This window comes from Cyanobium sp. LEGE 06143 (assembly GCF_015207535.1).
GTDB lineage: Bacteria > Cyanobacteriota > Cyanobacteriia > PCC-6307 > Cyanobiaceae > NIES-981.
Map to the genome: position 1 here is coordinate 1 of NZ_JADEWP010000036.1, position 16,388 is coordinate 16,388.

At 69.5% G+C, this 16,388-nt stretch carries 18 protein-coding genes; 11 read left to right on the top strand and 7 right to left on the bottom strand.

Annotation, left to right across the window (positions count from 1 at the left end; translation table 11 throughout):
• The 3 genes from IQ216_RS04265 to IQ216_RS04275 all read left to right on the top strand — a co-directional run.
• A partial coding sequence (locus tag IQ216_RS04265) for a penicillin-binding protein 2 (protein WP_193814474.1) occupies positions 1-1,710 on the top strand: 1,710 nt, incomplete at its 5' end.
• 100 nt (positions 1,711-1,810) lie between these two features.
• The gene (locus IQ216_RS04270; protein ID WP_193814475.1) at positions 1,811-2,983 is read left to right on the top strand and encodes a transaldolase; all 1,173 of its coding nucleotides are present in this window, start codon (positions 1,811-1,813) and stop codon (positions 2,981-2,983) included.
• A 57-nt stretch (positions 2,984-3,040) separates the two neighbouring features.
• Positions 3,041-3,418: a Crp/Fnr family transcriptional regulator gene (locus IQ216_RS04275; RefSeq protein WP_186696601.1), complete on the top strand. Its 378-nt coding sequence runs from the start codon at positions 3,041-3,043 to the stop codon at positions 3,416-3,418.
• A gap of 11 nt (positions 3,419-3,429) precedes the next feature.
• Here the strand turns inward: IQ216_RS04275 and IQ216_RS04280 are convergent, their stop codons facing one another.
• From IQ216_RS04280 to pyrH, 3 genes are all read right to left on the bottom strand, one after another.
• Positions 3,430-4,584 (bottom strand): NAD(P)/FAD-dependent oxidoreductase, encoded by a 1,155-nt coding sequence (locus IQ216_RS04280; protein WP_193814476.1) that lies wholly within the window; start codon positions 4,582-4,584, stop codon positions 3,430-3,432.
• Positions 4,585-4,594: 10 nt separating this feature from the next.
• A complete protein-coding gene (gene frr, locus IQ216_RS04285; RefSeq protein WP_186696603.1) occupies positions 4,595-5,134 on the bottom strand; it encodes a ribosome recycling factor in 540 nt (179 codons plus the stop codon).
• Positions 5,135-5,253: 119 nt separating this feature from the next.
• Complete coding sequence (pyrH, locus tag IQ216_RS04290) at positions 5,254-5,964, bottom strand: UMP kinase (protein ID WP_186700482.1); 711 nt, start codon at positions 5,962-5,964, stop codon at positions 5,254-5,256.
• Between the two features lie 122 nt (positions 5,965-6,086).
• Between pyrH and IQ216_RS04295 the strand changes: the two genes are divergently transcribed.
• Positions 6,087-6,278, top strand: coding sequence for a hypothetical protein (locus IQ216_RS04295; protein ID WP_193814477.1), 192 nt, complete (start codon positions 6,087-6,089; stop codon positions 6,276-6,278).
• Positions 6,279-6,301: 23 nt separating this feature from the next.
• On the opposite strand, the gene cobO is transcribed toward IQ216_RS04295, so the two are convergent.
• Both cobO and IQ216_RS04305 read right to left on the bottom strand, forming a co-directional pair.
• The gene (gene cobO / locus IQ216_RS04300; RefSeq protein ID WP_193814478.1) at positions 6,302-6,967 is read right to left on the bottom strand and encodes a cob(I)yrinic acid a,c-diamide adenosyltransferase; all 666 of its coding nucleotides are present in this window, start codon (positions 6,965-6,967) and stop codon (positions 6,302-6,304) included.
• A gap of 34 nt (positions 6,968-7,001) precedes the next feature.
• A complete protein-coding gene (locus IQ216_RS04305) occupies positions 7,002-8,135 on the bottom strand; it encodes a site-specific integrase (RefSeq protein ID WP_228007129.1) in 1,134 nt (377 codons plus the stop codon).
• 253 nt (positions 8,136-8,388) lie between these two features.
• On the opposite strand from IQ216_RS04305, the gene hemH reads away from it, so the two are divergent.
• From hemH to IQ216_RS04330, 6 genes are all read left to right on the top strand, one after another.
• Positions 8,389-9,564, top strand: a complete 1,176-nt coding sequence (hemH, locus tag IQ216_RS04310) for a ferrochelatase (RefSeq protein ID WP_186696606.1) — start codon at positions 8,389-8,391, stop codon at positions 9,562-9,564.
• A 4-nt stretch (positions 9,565-9,568) separates the two neighbouring features.
• Positions 9,569-9,904 (top strand): M23 family metallopeptidase, encoded by a 336-nt coding sequence (locus IQ216_RS14120; RefSeq protein WP_228007127.1) that lies wholly within the window; start codon positions 9,569-9,571, stop codon positions 9,902-9,904.
• Between the two features lie 66 nt (positions 9,905-9,970).
• Complete coding sequence (locus IQ216_RS14125; protein ID WP_370566598.1) at positions 9,971-10,177, top strand: M23 family metallopeptidase; 207 nt, start codon at positions 9,971-9,973, stop codon at positions 10,175-10,177.
• Between the two features lie 139 nt (positions 10,178-10,316).
• A complete protein-coding gene (gene ilvB, locus IQ216_RS04320; protein WP_370566600.1) occupies positions 10,317-12,104 on the top strand; it encodes a biosynthetic-type acetolactate synthase large subunit in 1,788 nt (595 codons plus the stop codon).
• Positions 12,105-12,166: 62 nt separating this feature from the next.
• Positions 12,167-12,478, top strand: a complete 312-nt coding sequence (locus IQ216_RS04325; protein ID WP_370566599.1) for a hypothetical protein — start codon at positions 12,167-12,169, stop codon at positions 12,476-12,478.
• Positions 12,475-12,702, top strand: a complete 228-nt coding sequence (locus IQ216_RS04330; RefSeq protein ID WP_193814479.1) for a GIVxVP protein — start codon at positions 12,475-12,477, stop codon at positions 12,700-12,702. The genes IQ216_RS04325 and IQ216_RS04330 overlap by 4 nt, the downstream gene beginning before the upstream one ends.
• 72 nt (positions 12,703-12,774) lie before the next feature.
• Here IQ216_RS04330 and IQ216_RS04335 read toward each other — a convergent pair whose 3' ends face one another.
• Positions 12,775-13,170, bottom strand: a complete 396-nt coding sequence (locus IQ216_RS04335) for a hypothetical protein (RefSeq protein ID WP_193814480.1) — start codon at positions 13,168-13,170, stop codon at positions 12,775-12,777.
• 202 nt (positions 13,171-13,372) lie between these two features.
• On the opposite strand from IQ216_RS04335, the gene ppsA reads away from it, so the two are divergent.
• Entirely contained in the window at positions 13,373-15,826 is a 2,454-nt protein-coding gene (gene ppsA / locus IQ216_RS04340) for a phosphoenolpyruvate synthase (protein ID WP_193814481.1), read from the top strand.
• 46 nt (positions 15,827-15,872) lie between these two features.
• Here the strand turns inward: ppsA and IQ216_RS04345 are convergent, their stop codons facing one another.
• A complete protein-coding gene (locus IQ216_RS04345; RefSeq protein ID WP_193814482.1) occupies positions 15,873-16,133 on the bottom strand; it encodes a hypothetical protein in 261 nt (86 codons plus the stop codon).
• Positions 16,134-16,388 lie beyond the last annotated feature (255 nt).

Consider the following 16,388-nt stretch of genomic DNA (forward strand, 5'->3'; position numbering starts at 1 on the left):
GCCCTGGTCGGTCTTGGAGCGCGGCTGGCCTGGCTGCAGGTGATCGACACCCAGAACCTCCAGAACCGGGCCCGGGCAATCCAGACCCAGTCGGTGGCGCCGCTCGGCAAGCGGCGCACGATCGTGGATCGCAACGGCCGCCTGGTGGCCCTCGATGAGCAGCGCTTCACCCTCTGGGCCCACCCGCGCTACTTCAACTTTCCCGGCGACGATCCCCAGAAGCTGCGCCGACCCGACGAGGTGGCCAGCCGTCTCGGCGCGGTGCTGGCCCAGCCCAGCGAGACCCTGCTGCAGAGAATGGCGGGTCGCCCCAGCGGCGTGAAACTCGGCACCGACATCGATCCCGAAACCGCCGACCGCATCCGCCGGCTCAACATCAGCGGCATCGATCTTGAGACCTACCCCCAGCGGGTGTATCCCCAGGGCAGCCTGTTCGCCAATGTGGTGGGCTTCCTCAACCTGGAGCGGGTGCCCCAGGCAGGGCTCGAGCAGAGCCGCAACAGCGACCTGCAGCGCAACGAGACCACCCTGCGCATGCGCCGCGGCGCCGACGGCACCCCGCTTCCGGAGGGCATGGCCGCCGGCTCGCTCTATGGCGACGACCTCAGGCTGCAGCTCACCCTCGACGCCCGCCTGCAGCAGGTGACCCAGAAGGCCCTGCACGACCAGGTGAAGAAGTGGAAGGCCAAGCGCGGCGCGGCTCTGGTGATGGACGTGCGCAACGGCGAGATGCTGGCGCTGGCCTCGGTGCCCACCTACGACCCCAACCGTTTCTGGAGTTTCAATCCGGGCCTGTTCCGTGAATGGTCCGTGCAGGACCTCTACGAGCCGGGTTCCACCTTCAAGCCGATCAACCTGGCCCTCGCCCTGCAGGAAAAGGCCATCCAGGCCGACGGCAAGGTGTTTGATAACGGCTCCCTGAGCATCGGCGGCTGGCCGATCTTCAACCACAACCGCCAGGGCAACGGCCTGATCGACTTCCCCACGGTGCTGGAGGCCTCCAGCAACGTGGCGATGGTGAAGGCCATGGGCAAGGTGAAGCGGGAGCGCTTCTGGCAGTGGCTGAGCACGATCGGCATCGACGAGCGCCCCGACACCGACCTGCCCGGGGCCGTGGCCGGCGAACTCAAGGACCGCAAGACCTTCGTGAGCCATCCGATCGAACCCGCCGTGGCGGCCTTCGGCCAGGGCTTCTCGCTCACGCCTCTGAAGCTGGCCCAGCTGCACGCCATGCTCGCCAACGGCGGCCGCCTGGTGAGCCCCCACATCACCCGGGGCCTGCGCTCGGGAGACGCCCTGGCTCCGGCCCCCGGCGGCGGGGGCCTGCAGGTGCTGGATCCGGAGGTCACCAAAGKGGTGATGGGCTGGATGGAAACCGTGGTGGCCAACAGCAAGAGCCTGGGCATCCACATTCCCGGCTACCGGATCGGCGGCAAGACGGGCACCGCCCAGAAGGCCGAGCGCGGCGTGTACATCCCTGGAGCCCTGATCACCAGCTTCGTGGGCCATCTGCCGATCGACGATCCCCGCTATGTGGTGCTGGTGGTGGTGGATGAGCCCAAGGGCGGCAACACCTACGGCTCCACCGTGGCGGCGCCGGTGGCCCGCAAGATCATCGACGCCCTGCTGGTGCTGGAGCAACTGCCCCCCTCCGATCCCAAGGCCCTGGGCGCCAGTCGAAGCAAGGCGGCCAACCCTTCCGCGGGCTGAGCGGGCCCCGCTGTGTGGCCATTCGCGCAAGGAGCAAGGGCCTTGAGGGGCGGCAGCGGCGTTCTGGCTAGCGTGACCAGGCACCGGCACCCCACCAGGCATGGCCAATCTGCTCGACCAACTGTCCGCCATGACCGTGGTGGTCGCGGACACCGGCGACATCGAGGCCATCCAGCAGTTCACGCCCCGCGACACCACCACCAACCCCTCCCTGATCCTGGCGGCGGCCCAGATCCCGGCCTACCAGGAGCTGATCGACCGATCCCTGCGGGAGTCGAGAGCGGTGATGGGAGCCGAGGCCGGCGCCGATGCGGTGGTGCGCGAAGCTCTCGATGAGATCTGCGTCACCTTCGGCAAGGAGATCCTCAAGATCGTGCCGGGCCGCGTGTCCACCGAGGTGGATGCGCGGCTCAGCTACGACACCGAAGCCACGATCGCCAAGGCCCGGCGGCTGATCGAGCTCTACGCCGAAGCCGGCATCGGCAAGGACCGGGTGCTGATCAAGGTGGCCTCAACCTGGGAGGGCATCCGGGCCGCCGAGGCGCTGGAGCAGGAGGGCATCCACTGCAACCTCACCCTGCTCTTCTCCTTTGCCCAGGCCGTGGCCTGCGCCGAGGCCGGCGTCACCCTGATCTCCCCCTTCGTGGGCCGCATCCTCGACTGGTACAAGAAGAGCACCGGCCGCGACAGCTATCCCGGCCCCGAGGATCCGGGCGTGGTGTCGGTGACGGAGATCTTCAACTACTACAAGACCTACGGCTACAAGACCGAGGTGATGGGGGCCAGTTTCCGCAACACCGAGGAGATCATCGAGCTGGCCGGCTGCGATCTGCTCACCATTTCCCCCGCGCTGCTGGCCCAGCTGCGCAACACCCAGGGCTCCCTGGAGCGCCGGCTCAACGCCTTTGACCCGGCCCCGACCCGGCCCCAGGTGCACCTCGACGAGGCCGCCTACCGGGCCATGCTGGCCGAGGACCCCATGGCCACCGAGAAGCTCGATGAGGGGATCGGCGGCTTCATCAAGGCCATCGAAACCCTGGAGGCCCAGCTGGCGCATCGGCTGGGGGAACTTGAGGGAGGCGCCGCCTTCGGCCATGCGGTCCACGAGATCTTCCTGCTCAACGACCTTGACGGCGACGGCTGCATCACCCGCGAGGAATGGCTCGGCAGTGACGCCGTCTTCGACGCCCTCGACACCGACAAGGACGGTCGGCTGGCGCCTGAGGATGTGCGCGGCGGTCTCGGGGCGGCTCTGGCCCTGGCCGGTCGCTGAACCGCAGCCCCACCGCCGCGGTGCAGACTGTCAGCCCTGCCCCATTGAGTCGGCTGCGTGAACGCCCTCCGCACCATGCGCGCCCTCGCCAGCACAGGCGAGGTGGTCAGCGTTGAACCCGGTGCCCTGATCTTCGGCTCGGGAGAATCCGGCGACTGCATGTTCGGCCTGCTCGAGGGCCGGGTGGAACTCACCTGGAACGGTGACCAGGGCCATGAACAGATCAACGCTGGCGATGTGTTCGGCGCAGGAGCCCTGGTCACCAGTGAGCACCGCCGCTACGGCAATGCCCGGGCCCTCACCCCCTGCCGGCTGCTGGTGATGAACCGCGAGAAGTTCCTGTTCGCCGTTCAGGAATCACCGATGTTCGCCATCGAACTGCTGGGCTCGATCGACAAGCGCCTGCGCCAGCTCAAGGACTGCACCCGCATCTGAGTGCGCCGGCTTCAGCCGTTGCGCAGCAGCAGCCGGCGGATCACCCGCTGGGCGATGTCGCCATAGCCCATCTCCCCGGAGAGGATCTGGGCGATGCGCCGCGGCGCCGTGGGGCGCTTGATGCCCAGCTGATAACCCMCCCGGGGCACCCGGTAGAACACCTGGGCCATGCGCCGGCCCCAGGCCATCGACTCGCCCCACTCCCGCCGTATCGTGGCGCTGTAGGCCGCCAGCGCCCCGGCCTCACCGCCCAGCCAGCGATCGATGGCGAAGGCGGCCTGGCAGCCACTGAGCAGGGCCGGTCGCAGGCCCTCGGCCAGGAAGGGATCGCAGAGGGAGGCCGCATCACCGGCCAGCACCACCCCATCACCATGCAGGGCGTGGTGGCCATCCCAGAGCCGCAGCTGGCCGGCGCTGCGCATCCCGGCCCCGGGGGCAAAACCGAGGCTGGGCAGCAGGCGCGTCAGCACGGCTTCGGCCGCCACCGGGTCGCGGCCCACAAAGGTGCCGAGGCCGATGCTGTAGCCCCCCTGGCGCGGGAAAGCCCAGCAGAAGCCCTGGCGCACCAGGCCGAAATCAAAACGGGCCGCCGCCGGGTCGCTCACCTCGCCCTCCAGTTCGACCGACACGGTGGAGGCGAAGCGGGGCCGCCTCGGGCCCAGGCCCAGGGGGCCCGCCAGCCGGGAGCCGGAACCATCCGCCACCACCACGGCCCTGGCCTGCAGGCCCTGCGGCGTCCCATCAGGGCCCTGCACCTCCACTCGCCAGCCGCCCGCAACGGGCCTGAGGGAGCGCACCTCGGTACTGGGCTGAAAGTCCACGCCGGCCGCCACACCCTGTTCGGCGAGGAAGGCATCCAGGCGAGAGCGGCGCACGATCCAGAAGGGGGCCTCCCCAGGCAACTCCGCCAGCACCGGATCCTGCAGGGCCCAGGTGAACCGCACCCGCTCGACCACGGTGTCGACGGCGGGGCACAGATCGAAGGGAAACCAGCGCTGCACGGAGGCTGCCATGCCGCCGCCACAGGGCTTGCTGCGCGGGAAGGCGGCAGCGTCGAGAAGCAGCACCTCGCGGCCGAGCCGGGCCAGGTGGAAGGCCGCCGCCGCGCCGGCGGCACCGGCACCCACCACGATCACCTCGGGCCTGCAGCCCGCCAGCTCACTCACGGGGGAGCGCTCACACCTTGAGAATCTCGGCTTCCTTTTCCGCCAGGTGCTTGTCCAGCTCAGCGATGAACCGGTCGGTGAGCTTCTGCACCTTGTCCTGCTCGTCGCGGCTCTGATCTTCGGAGAGCTCGCCGTCCTTCTCCTGCTTCTTGATCCGGTCGATGCCGTCGCGCCGATTGTTGCGCAGGGCAACCTTGCCCTCCTCGGCATACTTGGACGCGATCTTGCAGAGCTCCTTGCGCCGGTCTTCGGTGAGTGGAGGGATGTTGATGCGGATCAACCGGCCGTCGTTGTTGCAGGTGAGGCCGAGGTCGCTCATGGCGATCGCCTTTTCGATCAGCCCCATGGCGCCCATGTCGAAGGGCTGGATCTGAATGGTCTGGGAGTCGGGCGTGGAGAGGCTGGCCAGGGATTTGAGCGGCGTTTCTGCGCCGTAATACTCCACGCTGATCTTGTCGAGCAGCGAGGGGTTGGCCCTGCCGGTGCGGATGGTGTTGAAGTTGCGCAGGGCGGCATCCACCGATTTGCGCATGCTGGCTTCGAGGTCCATGGCGGGTGGTGCGGGGGCAGGGCGAAGAAAGGGAGGGCAGGTGCTGCCGAATGGCCGGGGCTTTCGGACTCGCTGATCGGGAACCGTGGGGAGAGTACTCACGGCTGCGGGCGGGCGCCTCAGGCGGGATGGATGCGGGTGCCGATCGGCTCGCCGGCCACGGCTCGGCCGATGTTGCCGGGCCCGAACAGGTCAAACACCACGATCGGGATGGCGTTGTCCTTGCAGAGGGCGATCGCCGCGCCATCCATCACCTCCAGCTCACTGCTGAGCACCTCCAGGAAGGAGAGGCTCTCAAAGCGGCGGGCATCGGCATGCTTGGCCGGGTCCTTGTCGTACACGCCGTCCACCTTGGTGGCCTTGAACACCACATCGGCACTGATCTCAGCGGCCCGCAGGGCGGCGGTGGTGTCGGTGGTGAAAAAGGGATTGCCGGTGCCGGCCGCAAAGATCACCACCCGCCCCTTCTCCATGTGGCGGATGGCACGGCGGCGGATGTAGGGCTCCGCCACGGCCTGCATCGAGATCGCGCTCTGCACCCGGGTGGGCACCCCGGCCCGTTCGAGGCCGTCCTGCAGGGTGATGGCATTCATCACGGTGGCCAGCATGCCCACGTAGTCGGCGGTGGCCCGGTCCATGCCGGCGGCACTGCCCTTGAGGCCACGGAAGATGTTGCCGCCGCCCACCACGATCGCCAGCTGGGTGCCGTCGGCCACACAGGCCGCCACATCGGAGGCGATCGCCTTCACGATCTCCGGATCGATGCCGTAGCCCTGCTCTCCCATCAGCGCCTCACCGCTGAGTTTGAGGAGCACCCGCTGATAACCCATCGAAACCACGGATTTGCCGCACCGTAGCAATGGCCCTGCTGCCGGCCCCGTCTCTGCCCCCGCGGCGGCAAGGCTTGCCAGCCGCCGGGCCCGGCGCTTCACTGCTGCAAAGCAGCACAGCCATGGCTCCCCCGCCGAAGCCGCCCACGGTGCGGTCCTGTCAGCTGATGGCCCGGCTGACCCTCTCGGCCCTGGGTCGCGCCGCTGAGCAGCCCGGCATCTGGAGCGAACCTGCTGTGCACCGGGCCGTGCTGATCAGCGGCCTCTCGGTGCTGGTGAGTGGCCTGGCCCAGCTGCAGGACGACCTGGGCTGATCGGACAGCTTCGGTGCAGGTTTTCAGTATTCGATGCCGGCCTGGGCCTTGACGCCCTGCTCCCGGAACGGATGGCGCACCAGGGTCATCTCGGTGACGAGATCGGCCCGCTCCAGCAGCTGCGGCGGGGCGCCGCGTCCGGTGAGGGCAACGTGGGTGAGGGGCGGCCGCAGGGCCAGGCCCTCCAGCAACTGCTCCACCGCCAGGTAGCCCAGCTTGAGGGCCACGTTCACCTCATCCAGCACCACCAGCTTCCGCTCCGGGTCAGCGAGGTAGGCGCAGGAGCGCTCCCAGGCCTGCTGCACCAGGGCGCGGTCGCGCTCGCGGTCCTGGGTTTCCCAGGTGAAACCCTCACCCAGGGCATGCCAGTGCAGCGCCTCTCCGAACACGGCCAGGGCCCTGGCCTCCCCGGGCTGCCAGCCACCCTTGATGAACTGCACCACCGCCACCTTCTCGTCGTGGCCCAGGGTGCGCAGCACCAGGCCCAGGGCCGCCGTGGTCTTGCCCTTGCCCTGGCCGGTGAACACCAGCACCAGCCCCTTCTCCAGGGAGCGCTCCCCTACCCGCTGCTGCTGCACCTCCTTGCGGCGGGCCATGCGGCGCTGATAGCCCTCCCGATCAGGCTCTGGGGCGAGGGCGCCGCCGGGGCCGAGGTCCTGGGCGATCTGATCGAGGCTGGAATCCGGCATCGGCGGGAGAGGGGAACGGGGAGACGGCGCCGGATCACTCTGACCTGCCCCGGGCCAGGGCCGCGTCGACGGCCTGCTGCTGGTCGCGGCGGGTGATCCAGTGGTGGTAGGTGCGGGTGTGGATCGCCACGGAGTGGCCCATCATGCGGGCCGCCACCGTGTCGGGCAGGCCGATGTGGATCGTGCGCACCGCCCAGGCGTGGCGCAGGTCGTAGGGGGTGATCGGCAGCCCGTAACGCCGGAACTGCTCCGCCACCCTGCGGCCCACCTGCTGCAGGGTGGTGCGGCTCAGGTTGGTGGTCACCGGCGGCAGGGCGGCAACGCCGCCGGCGAGGGCCGCCAGGCCGAAGTGATCCACCCAGTGCGGCTGAAATGGCCACACCTGGTGTTCACCGGTCTTGCTGGTGGGCAGCACCCGGATCACCCGGTCAGCCCCCGGGGCCAGGGCCGAAAGATCAGCGAAGAACGCCTCGTGGTTGCGCAGGCCGTAGGTGGCCAGCAGCCCGTACACCAGCCGCCAGCCGGGGTTGGGGATCTGCTCCACCAGCGCCAGGATCTCGGCGTCGCTGGGCAGCTGGCGGAAGCGGGCCAGATGCAGCCCGTAGCCGCCGGCCTGGGCGGCCCACTCCGGCGGCAGCACCAGCTGGCACTCGCGGGCCAGGGCGGCCAGGGCCGTGCCGCACTGCTGACGGCTGCGGCTGCCCGGCGGGTAGCTCTCGAGGGTGCGCAACAGCAGGTTCTCGCCACCTGGGCCCGACTGCTCTGCGCTGAGCCGCAGCAGGCGGCGCAGATAGGGGCGGTAGGCGGCACTCCAGGTGGTGCGACTGCCAGCCGGGTTGAGCTGCCGGCGCGGATCGGCGAAGAAGGCGAGCTTGAAGGCCTGCACCTGGGCCCGCCAGCTGCCGGCATCCCCAGGGGCCGGACTGGGGGCCGCCGCGGCGGCATGGGTGGAAGGGATGATCGACGACACCGCCTGGCGCCGGCTCCAGCGGGCCCAGTCGAAGTGGCCCAGCTCCAGCTGGCGCTGCACCTCCCGCAGGGTCTCGAGAGCCTCCGCCACGCCAGCCGCCGTGGCKGGCMKGKCCAGGCTCAGCCGCTGCACCCGCCAGGCCCCGGCCCCGCTGCGGCAGGGCAGGGGGCCCCGCAGGCTGAGCTTGCCGCCGCGCATCTCCAGCCGCAGCCTGAGACCGGCGGCCGCCAGACGCCGGTTGTGCTGCTGGATCAGCCTGGCTGTGGCGGCGGTGGAATCGACCCCAGCCAGGGCCCCGGAGGTGCCCATGGCAGGGCTCACGGCAGCAGCTGATCGGGGCGCGATGGCTCCGGTGCGTAGTGCGCCGACCTTATCGATCGTCGTCATGCACCGCTAGGGCCCGGCCTGCAGCGTTACGCTCACGGCCAACACGCCGAACGGAACAGAAGGCATGGCCAAGGTTGGCGTGCTGCTGCTGAACCTCGGGGGTCCCGAGCGGATCCAGGACGTGGGGCCGTTCCTGTACAACCTCTTCTCCGACCCGGAGATCATCCGGCTGCCCAATCCCGCCCTGCAGAAGCCCCTGGCCTGGCTGATCAGCAGCCTGCGGGCCGGCAAGTCCCAGGAGGCCTACCGCTCGATCGGCGGGGGTTCACCGCTGCGCCGCATCACCGAGCAGCAGGCGCGGGAGCTGCAGAGCAGCCTGCGGCAGCGGGGCATCGAGGCCACCAGCTACGTGGCGATGCGCTACTGGCACCCGTTCACCGAGTCGGCCGTGGCCGACATCAAGGCCGACGGCGTCGATGAGGTGGTGGTGCTGCCCCTCTACCCCCACTTCTCGATCAGCACCAGCGGCTCCAGCTTCCGGGAGCTCAAACGCCTGCGCCAGGCCGACCCCGGCTTCGAACGGCTGCCGATCCGCTGCATCCGCAGCTACTACGACGACCCCGGCTACATCAGCGCCATGGCGGGCTTGATCGCCAGGGAGATCGAGCAGTGCCCTGACCCGGCCACGGCCCATGTGTTCTTCAGCGCCCATGGCGTGCCGAAGAGCTACGTGGCCGAGGCCGGCGACCCCTACCAGCGGGAGATCGAAACCTGCGCCGAGCTGATCATGGCCAGGCTGAAAGCTGATCTGGGCCACTCCAACCCCTCCACCCTGGCCTACCAGAGCCGGGTGGGCCCGGTTGAGTGGCTGCGGCCCTACACCGACGAGGCCCTCGAAGACCTCGGCGCCCAGGGCGTGAAGGACCTGGTGGTGGTGCCGATCAGCTTCGTGAGCGAGCACATCGAGACGCTCGAAGAGATCGACATCGAATACCGCGAGATCGCCACGGAGGCAGGCATCACCAACTTCCGGCGGGTGCCGGCCCTGGACACCACGCCGGCCTTCATCACCGGCCTCGCCGACCTGGTGCAGCACGCCCTGGAGGGACCGGAAGTGAACCTGGATCAGGCGGCCGCCCTGCCCACCAAGGTGAAGCTCTATCCCCAGGACAAGTGGGCCTGGGGCTGGAACAACAGTTCCGAAGTGTGGAACGGCAGGCTGGCCATGGTGGGCTTCTCCGCCTTCCTGCTGGAACTGCTCAGTGGACGAGGACCGCTCCATGCCCTTGGTCTGCTCTGAAGGCATGGCCGTGCTCAGGGCCGTTGGGAGGCCCGCAGGGAGGGCAGTGACGCCGGCACGCCTGCTGCTGGCCTCCCTGGTGCTGACGCCCCTGCTGGCCGGCCCGCCCTCCGCCCGTGCCGAAAGCTGGCGGCTCGGGGCCTTCCCCGTGGCCAGCTTCGCCGGCTTCACCAGCGCTTTCGGCATGCGCGTGCACCCGATCGGGGGCGACGTGCGCCCCCACTACGGTCTGGACATCGCCGCTCCCCTGGGCTCCCCGGTGCGCAGCTGGTGGGGCGGCGTGGTGCAGGAGGTGATCAACGACGGCGGCTGCGGCGTGGGGCTGGTGATCCGCTCCTAGGCCTACGAGCATATCTATTGCCACCTGGCGGGCCGGGGCTCCGCAGGTGTCTACCGCAGCGGCGCGGTGCAGCTCAGGGTGGGCCAGGGCGTGCGAACCGCCCAGCTGATCGGCCATGTGGGGATGAGCGGCAGCACCACCGGCCCCCACCTGCACTGGGGGTTGCGCCACGGCGGGCGCTGGATCGATCCGGCCCAGGTGCTGCGGGCCATGGCCCGGGCCAGACAAGCTCCAAAAACCGCTCCAGCGCCTAGGGTTGCTGGTGTCCGATAGTGGCCCCATTGGTGGGCCTGCTGCAGCCGTGACGCTTACGCCCCTCGCCTCTGCGGCCCAGTCCGCTCCCGCCCCAGCCGCGCTGGCTGAGAGTGAGGGCGGCCGGCTCAGCCAGCGGGTGACAGGCGGCTATGCCCTGATGGATGCCCTGCACCGCCATGGGGTGGAGCACATCTTCGGCTACCCCGGCGGGGCGATCCTGCCCATCTACGACGAGCTGCACCAGGCCGAGAGCCGCGGCTGGCTCAAGCACATCCTGGTGCGCCACGAGCAGGGAGGCACCCATGCCGCCGACGGCTACGCCCGCGCCACCGGCAAGGTGGGCGTGTGTTTCGGCACCTCCGGGCCCGGGGCCACCAACCTGGTCACGGGCATCGCCACCGCCCACATGGACTCGGTGCCCATGGTGGTGATCACCGGCCAGGTGCCACGGGCCTCGATCGGCACCGACGCCTTTCAGGAAACCGACATCTTCGGCATCACCCTGCCGATCGTGAAGCACTCCTGGGTGGTGCGCGATCCGCGCGAGATCGGTCGCATCGTGGCTGAGGCCTTCTTCATCGCCGCCACCGGCCGGCCCGGTCCGGTGCTGATCGACGTGCCCAAGGACGTGGGCGCCGAACAGTTCGACTACGTGCCCGTGGAGCCCGGCACGGCCATTCCGGCGGGCTTCCGCCTGCCCCCCCGGCCCGATCCCGACCGGATCCACCAGGCCCTGGACCTGATCGGCCAGGCCAGCCGCCCCCTGCTCTATGTGGGCGGTGGCGCCATCAGCAGTGGCGCCCACGACCAGGTGCGCCAGCTGGCCGAGGCCTTCCGCCTGCCCGTCACCACCACCTTGATGGGCAAAGGCGCCTTCGATGAAACCCACCCCTTGTCCGTGGGCATGCTGGGCATGCACGGCACCGCCTACGCCAACTTCGCCGTCACCGAGTGCGACCTGCTGATCGCCACGGGCGCCCGCTTCGATGACCGGGTGACCGGCAGGCTGGATGGCTTCGCCCCACGGGCCCAGGTGATTCACATCGACATCGACGCCGCTGAGGTGGGCAAGACCCGGGTGCCCGATGTGCCGCTCGTGGGCGACGTGCGCCAGGCGCTCGAAGGCCTGCTCCAGGCCGCCGGCGTCGACGGCTCCGGCACCGACCGCTCCCAGGGCCGCACCGAGGCCTGGCTGGAGCGCATCGACAGCTGGAAGCACCAGTACCCCCTGGTGACGCCGGTTCCGGAGGGTGAGATCGCCCCCCAGGAGGTGATGATCGCCCTGCAGGAGCTGGCCCCCAGTGCCTACGTCAGCACCGATGTGGGCCAGCATCAGATGTGGGCGGCCCAGTACCTGCACAACGGACCGCGCCGCTGGATCAGCAGTGCCGGCCTGGGCACGATGGGTTACGGCATGCCCGCGGCCATGGGCGTGCAGACCGCCTTCCCCGACCAGCAGGTGATCTGTGTGGCCGGCGATGCCTCGATCCTGATGAACATCCAGGAGCTCGGCACCCTGGCCCAGTACAACCTGACCGTGAAGGTGGTGGTGATCAACAACGGCTGGCAGGGGATGGTGCGCCAGTGGCAGGAGAGCTTCTACGACGAGCGCTATTCCGCCTCCGAAATGACCGGTGGGATGCCGAACTTCGAAGCTCTGGCTGAGGCCTTCGGGGTGCGCGGCGTGTTGATCACCGAGCGCTCCAGCCTGCGCCAACAACTCCAGGAAGCCCTGGACCACCCCGGCCCGGCCTTCATCGACGTGAAGGTGCGCCGCAACGAGAACTGCTACCCGATGGTTCCCCCCGGCGCCAGCAATGCCNAGATGGTGGGGCTCCCCTCCCACCCCGAACTCGCCATCGACACCACCAGGCAATGCMACAGCTGCGGCATCAGTACAGCCAGCGACCACCGCTTCTGCCCCAGCTGCGGCGCCAAGCTCTGATCCTGCTGCTGGCACTTCTGGCCGGATGGCTGCTCTGGCCCAGCGCGGCCCAGGCTGCTGAGGTGCTGCAGGTGCGGGGCAACGGCCAGTTGCAGGTGGGCGACGGCAACCGCAGCTACACCGTGGCCCTCGCCTGCATCCGCATCGACCCCTCTGGCCAGGCCGAAGTCGCCGACTGGCTGCGCAGCGAACTGCCCCGCCGCAGCCGCGTCAACCTGCGGCCGATGGGCACAGCCGATGGCATGCTGCTGGCCAGGGTCACCCGGCTGGCGCCAGAGGGCTCAGACCAGCTGGACCTGGGTGCCAGCCTGGTGCAGCGAGGCTTGGCCACCCCTGACCAGGACGGTGGCGAGGACTGCCGGAGCAGCTCATGAGCCTGAATCGCACCGCCAAGGGAGTTGTGCTGGTGCCCACCCTGCTGCTGGGGGGCGCCTTCCTGGCGGCTGCCGTGTGGAGTGACGGGCCAGGGGGCGACAACCGCACCCTGGCCGCCGTGCTGGGCGGGCTGCTGATGGGCTCCGGGCTGCTGGCCCAGCTGCTGCCGGAGCCCGACGCGGAGAACGTCCGCGACAGTCAGCGAAAAGAAGACCAGTCCTGAAACGTGTCAGACAACGTCTCAGATCTGATGGCTCCGGACTGATACTGATGGCTCTGGACTGATTGCTCCGAACTAGTTCCTCTGAACGGCGTTGGAGTACTCAGTGATCACGTCATCGACAAACTTCTTGTCGGCGCCGGCGAGTTTGGCGTAGCAGCCCTGGCGCACCCGGCCCACCACCTGAATGATCGCGCCATTGGCGATCTGCTCGGGCTGAAGCGTTCCGGCGTTGGCCACCTGGCTGCCGTAGCGGCTGGTCACCACATAGGTGATGGCCTTGGCGTTGGAGAGCACGACCTGCTCCACCGGAACCTTGGACTCCACAGCGAGCTCGCACACGTTGACCGCGGCGGCGAGGGCCATGTCATTCATCAATTCCATCGAGGCCGGCTTGGCGGCCGCCTGAGCCAGGGCCGAAGGAGCCAGGGAGGTCGCTGCCGCCAGCGCCACCGCCAGGGAGGTGGTCACGGATGCAGCAGTGGTGGCAAGCATCCGTGCGCTGAGGGCGGGGCCGGCCTGGGAGAAACGAAACACGAAAACCGTGGGTGGGGCGTGCTGAATCACTCCACTGTGCCACCCGGAATCGGGCTCACCCAGTCTTTAGGCCCATTCACAGTCGGAGCGCAGACTGTCCATCCGGGCCAGATTCAGCTCAGCCGCACCGCCGCTGATGGCCCCTGCCGACCCCCTGGTGCTGCCGCTGGCAGCGGTGGATCTGAAGGCCCTGCCCCAGGTGGGCGGCAAGAACGCCTCCCTCGGAGAGATGATCCGGGAGCTCGGCAGCCAGGGGGTGCGGGTGCCCGGCGGCTTTGCCACCACGGCGGCCGCCTACCGCCACTTCCTCGCCGTCAACGGCCTCGAACCCCAGCTCAAAGACCTGCTGGATGGGCTCGACAGCAGTGATCTCAGCGCCCTGCAGGCCGCAGGCGCGGCCTGCAGGGCGCTGCTGCTCCGCTCCCCCCTGCCGCCAGATCTGCAGCAGGCGATTGTGGAGGCCTTCCGCGCCCTGGAGCCCGACGGCGCACCGCCGGCAGTGGCCGTGCGCTCCAGCGCCACGGCCGAAGACCTGCCCCAGGCCTCCTTCGCGGGCCAGCAGGACACCTTCCTCAATGTGCGCGGTGAACAGGCCCTGCTGGCCGCCTGCCACCGCTGCTACGCCTCCCTGTTCACCGACCGGGCCATCTCCTATCGCCAGATCCACGGCTTCGAGCATCTGGAGGTGGCCCTCTCGATCGGCGTGCAGCGGATGGTGCGCTCCGACCTGGCCGCCTCAGGCGTGATGTTCAGCATCGACACCGAGACGGGCTTTCGTGACGCGGTGCTGCTCACCGCCACCTACGGCCTTGGGGAAACGGTGGTGCAGGGCGCGGTGAACCCCGATGAATATCTGATCTTCAAGCCCACCCTGGAGCAGGGATTTGACGCGATCGTGCACCGGCGCCTGGGCAGCAAGGCGATCCGGATGGTCTACGCCGACCCCCCTCCGAGCGGCGGCGGCGCCCCCGAGCCCGGCCATGCCAGCACCCTCACCCAGCCGGTGCCGGAGCAGGAACGCTGCCGCTTCGCCATCAGCGATGCCGAAGCCCTGCAGCTGGCCCGCTGGGCCTGTGCGATCGAGCGCCACTACAGCGCCCAGCGGGGTGCCCCCACCCCCATGGACATCGAGTGGGCCAAGGACGGCGGCAGCGGTGCGCTGTACGTCCTGCAGGCCCGGCCGGAAACGGTGGAATCCCGACGATCAACAGCGGTATTGAAAACCTGGCATCTGGCACCCCACAGCGCCGAGCCACTCGCCCAGGGGAGAGCGATCGGCGCCTCGGTGAGCAGCGGGCGGGCCCGGATCCTCAGCCAGCCCGGCGAGATCGCCCGGTTCTCCCCGGGGGAGGTGCTCGTCACCGAGCGCACCGATCCCGACTGGGAGCCGATCCTCAAACGGGCCAGCGCCGTGATCACCGACAAGGGCGGCCGCACCTGCCACGCAGCGATCATTGCCCGCGAGATGGGGATCACGGCCATCGTCGGCACCGGCGACGGCAGCCGCCGCATCCCCGATGGGGAAGAGGTGACAGCCAGCTGCTGCGAGGGCGATCAGGGCCGGGTGTACCGCGGCGCCCTGCCCTTCAGCGTGGAGGAGAGCCCCCTGGCCGACCTGCCCTCCACCCACACCCAGATCCTGATGAACGTGGGCAACCCCGAGGAGGCCTTCAAGCTGGCGGCCATCCCCTGTGACGGGGTGGGGCTGGCCCGGTTGGAGTTCATCATCGCCAACCACATCCGGGTGCATCCGCTGGCCCTGCTGGAGCCGGAACGGGTGACGGACGCCGGTGAGCGCCAGGCGATCGCCCGCCTCACCGCCGGCTATGCCGAGGCGAGTGAGTACTACGTGGATCGGCTGGCCCAGGGAATGGCGCGCCTTGCCGCGGCGTTCTACCCCCGACCGGTGATCCTGCGCTTCTCCGACTTCAAGAGCAACGAGTACGCCCGGCTGCTGGGCGGCGGCGGCTTCGAACCCCGCGAGGACAACCCGATGCTCGGCTGGCGCGGCGCCTCCCGCTACTACGCCCCGGCCTTTCGAGCGGCGTTCGGCCTCGAGTGCCGTGCCCTGCGGCGGGTGCGGGAGGCGATGGGGCTGGTGAACGTGATTCCGATGGTGCCCTTCTGCCGCACCCCCGAGGAGGGGGATCGGGTGTTGGCCGAGATGGCGCAGCACGGACTGGTGCGCGGCCAACACGGCCTGCAGGTGTACGTGATGTGCGAACTGCCCAGCAACGTGATCAGCGCCGAGGCCTTCGCCGAGCGCTTCGATGGCTTCTCGATCGGCTCCAACGACCTCACCCAGCTCACCCTGGGGCTGGATCGCGATTCAGCCCTGGTGGCGGATCTGTTCGACGAACGCGACGCCGCGGTGAAGGCGATGATCCAGCTGGCGATCCGCACGGCCCACCGCTGCGGCCGCAAGATCGGCCTCTGCGGTCAGGCCCCCAGCGACCATCCCGACTTCGCCGCCTTCCTGGTGGAAGAGGGCATCGATTCGATCAGCCTCAACCCCGATGCCGTGCTCAGCAGCCGCATCGCCGTGGCCGCGATCGAAGCCGAGCTGGCGGGCCGCAGTGGTGCCTGCTGAGGGGTCTCCGTCCAGCCACTCGCCCAGGGCGCTCCCGGCACGGCCATCACCCCGGCCGCGTCAGCCGGTAGGACTCACCGGGGATCGGATCAATGAAGCGCGCAGGCTCAGCTACGGCGGCGATGGCTCCGGCAGCCTCGGCTGCACTGCCCCGCTGCCAGAGGGCGCGGCTGAGCAGGCCATCGAAACGCACCTCGCCACCGGCCGTGCTGGCCAGCACGGTGGAGGGCCGCAGCCGCTCCAGCAGCTGGGGCAACACCTGCCGGCCCCGCACAAAGGCCCCGGCCAGGGGAAGGCCCAGGTSCACNNCACCGGCRTGAYCNACCGSMKCGAKRNNGGTYMSSMSGYSMGKCKSSGATNGAGSYMGYCGWGSRGCWCSNGSTMSMSSCNNCCGKYSKCMTGNCKCMAGSCSSTRRCSMKNCTSSWCTTGGGGCACCGGGGCCCCTGCCGTGGCATGGATGGTGAGCCCTTGGATGCTGTGGGACTGCCCTGGTGCCAGGGCAGTCACCTGCTGAAAACCCAGCTCCCGGGCGCGGCGGGCCGCCGTGGGGGAGGCCACCAC

Excerpts from the sequence above, each read along its gene's own strand:
- ppsA (WP_193814481.1), top strand. The coding sequence starts at position 13,373 with ATGGCCCCTGCCGACCCCCTGGTGCTGCCGCTGGCAGCGGTGGATCTG.
- IQ216_RS04295 (WP_193814477.1), top strand. The coding sequence starts at position 6,087 with ATGGCTCCCCCGCCGAAGCCGCCCACGGTGCGGTCCTGTCAGCTGATG.
- IQ216_RS14120 (WP_228007127.1), top strand. The coding sequence starts at position 9,569 with ATGGCCGTGCTCAGGGCCGTTGGGAGGCCCGCAGGGAGGGCAGTGACG.
- pyrH (WP_186700482.1), bottom strand. The coding sequence starts at position 5,964 with ATGGGTTATCAGCGGGTGCTCCTCAAACTCAGCGGTGAGGCGCTGATG.
- frr (WP_186696603.1), bottom strand. The coding sequence starts at position 5,134 with ATGGACCTCGAAGCCAGCATGCGCAAATCGGTGGATGCCGCCCTGCGC.
- IQ216_RS04270 (WP_193814475.1), top strand. The coding sequence starts at position 1,811 with ATGGCCAATCTGCTCGACCAACTGTCCGCCATGACCGTGGTGGTCGCG.
- IQ216_RS04330 (WP_193814479.1), top strand. The coding sequence starts at position 12,475 with ATGAGCCTGAATCGCACCGCCAAGGGAGTTGTGCTGGTGCCCACCCTG.
- cobO (WP_193814478.1), bottom strand. The coding sequence starts at position 6,967 with ATGCCGGATTCCAGCCTCGATCAGATCGCCCAGGACCTCGGCCCCGGC.
- hemH (WP_186696606.1), top strand. The coding sequence starts at position 8,389 with ATGGCCAAGGTTGGCGTGCTGCTGCTGAACCTCGGGGGTCCCGAGCGG.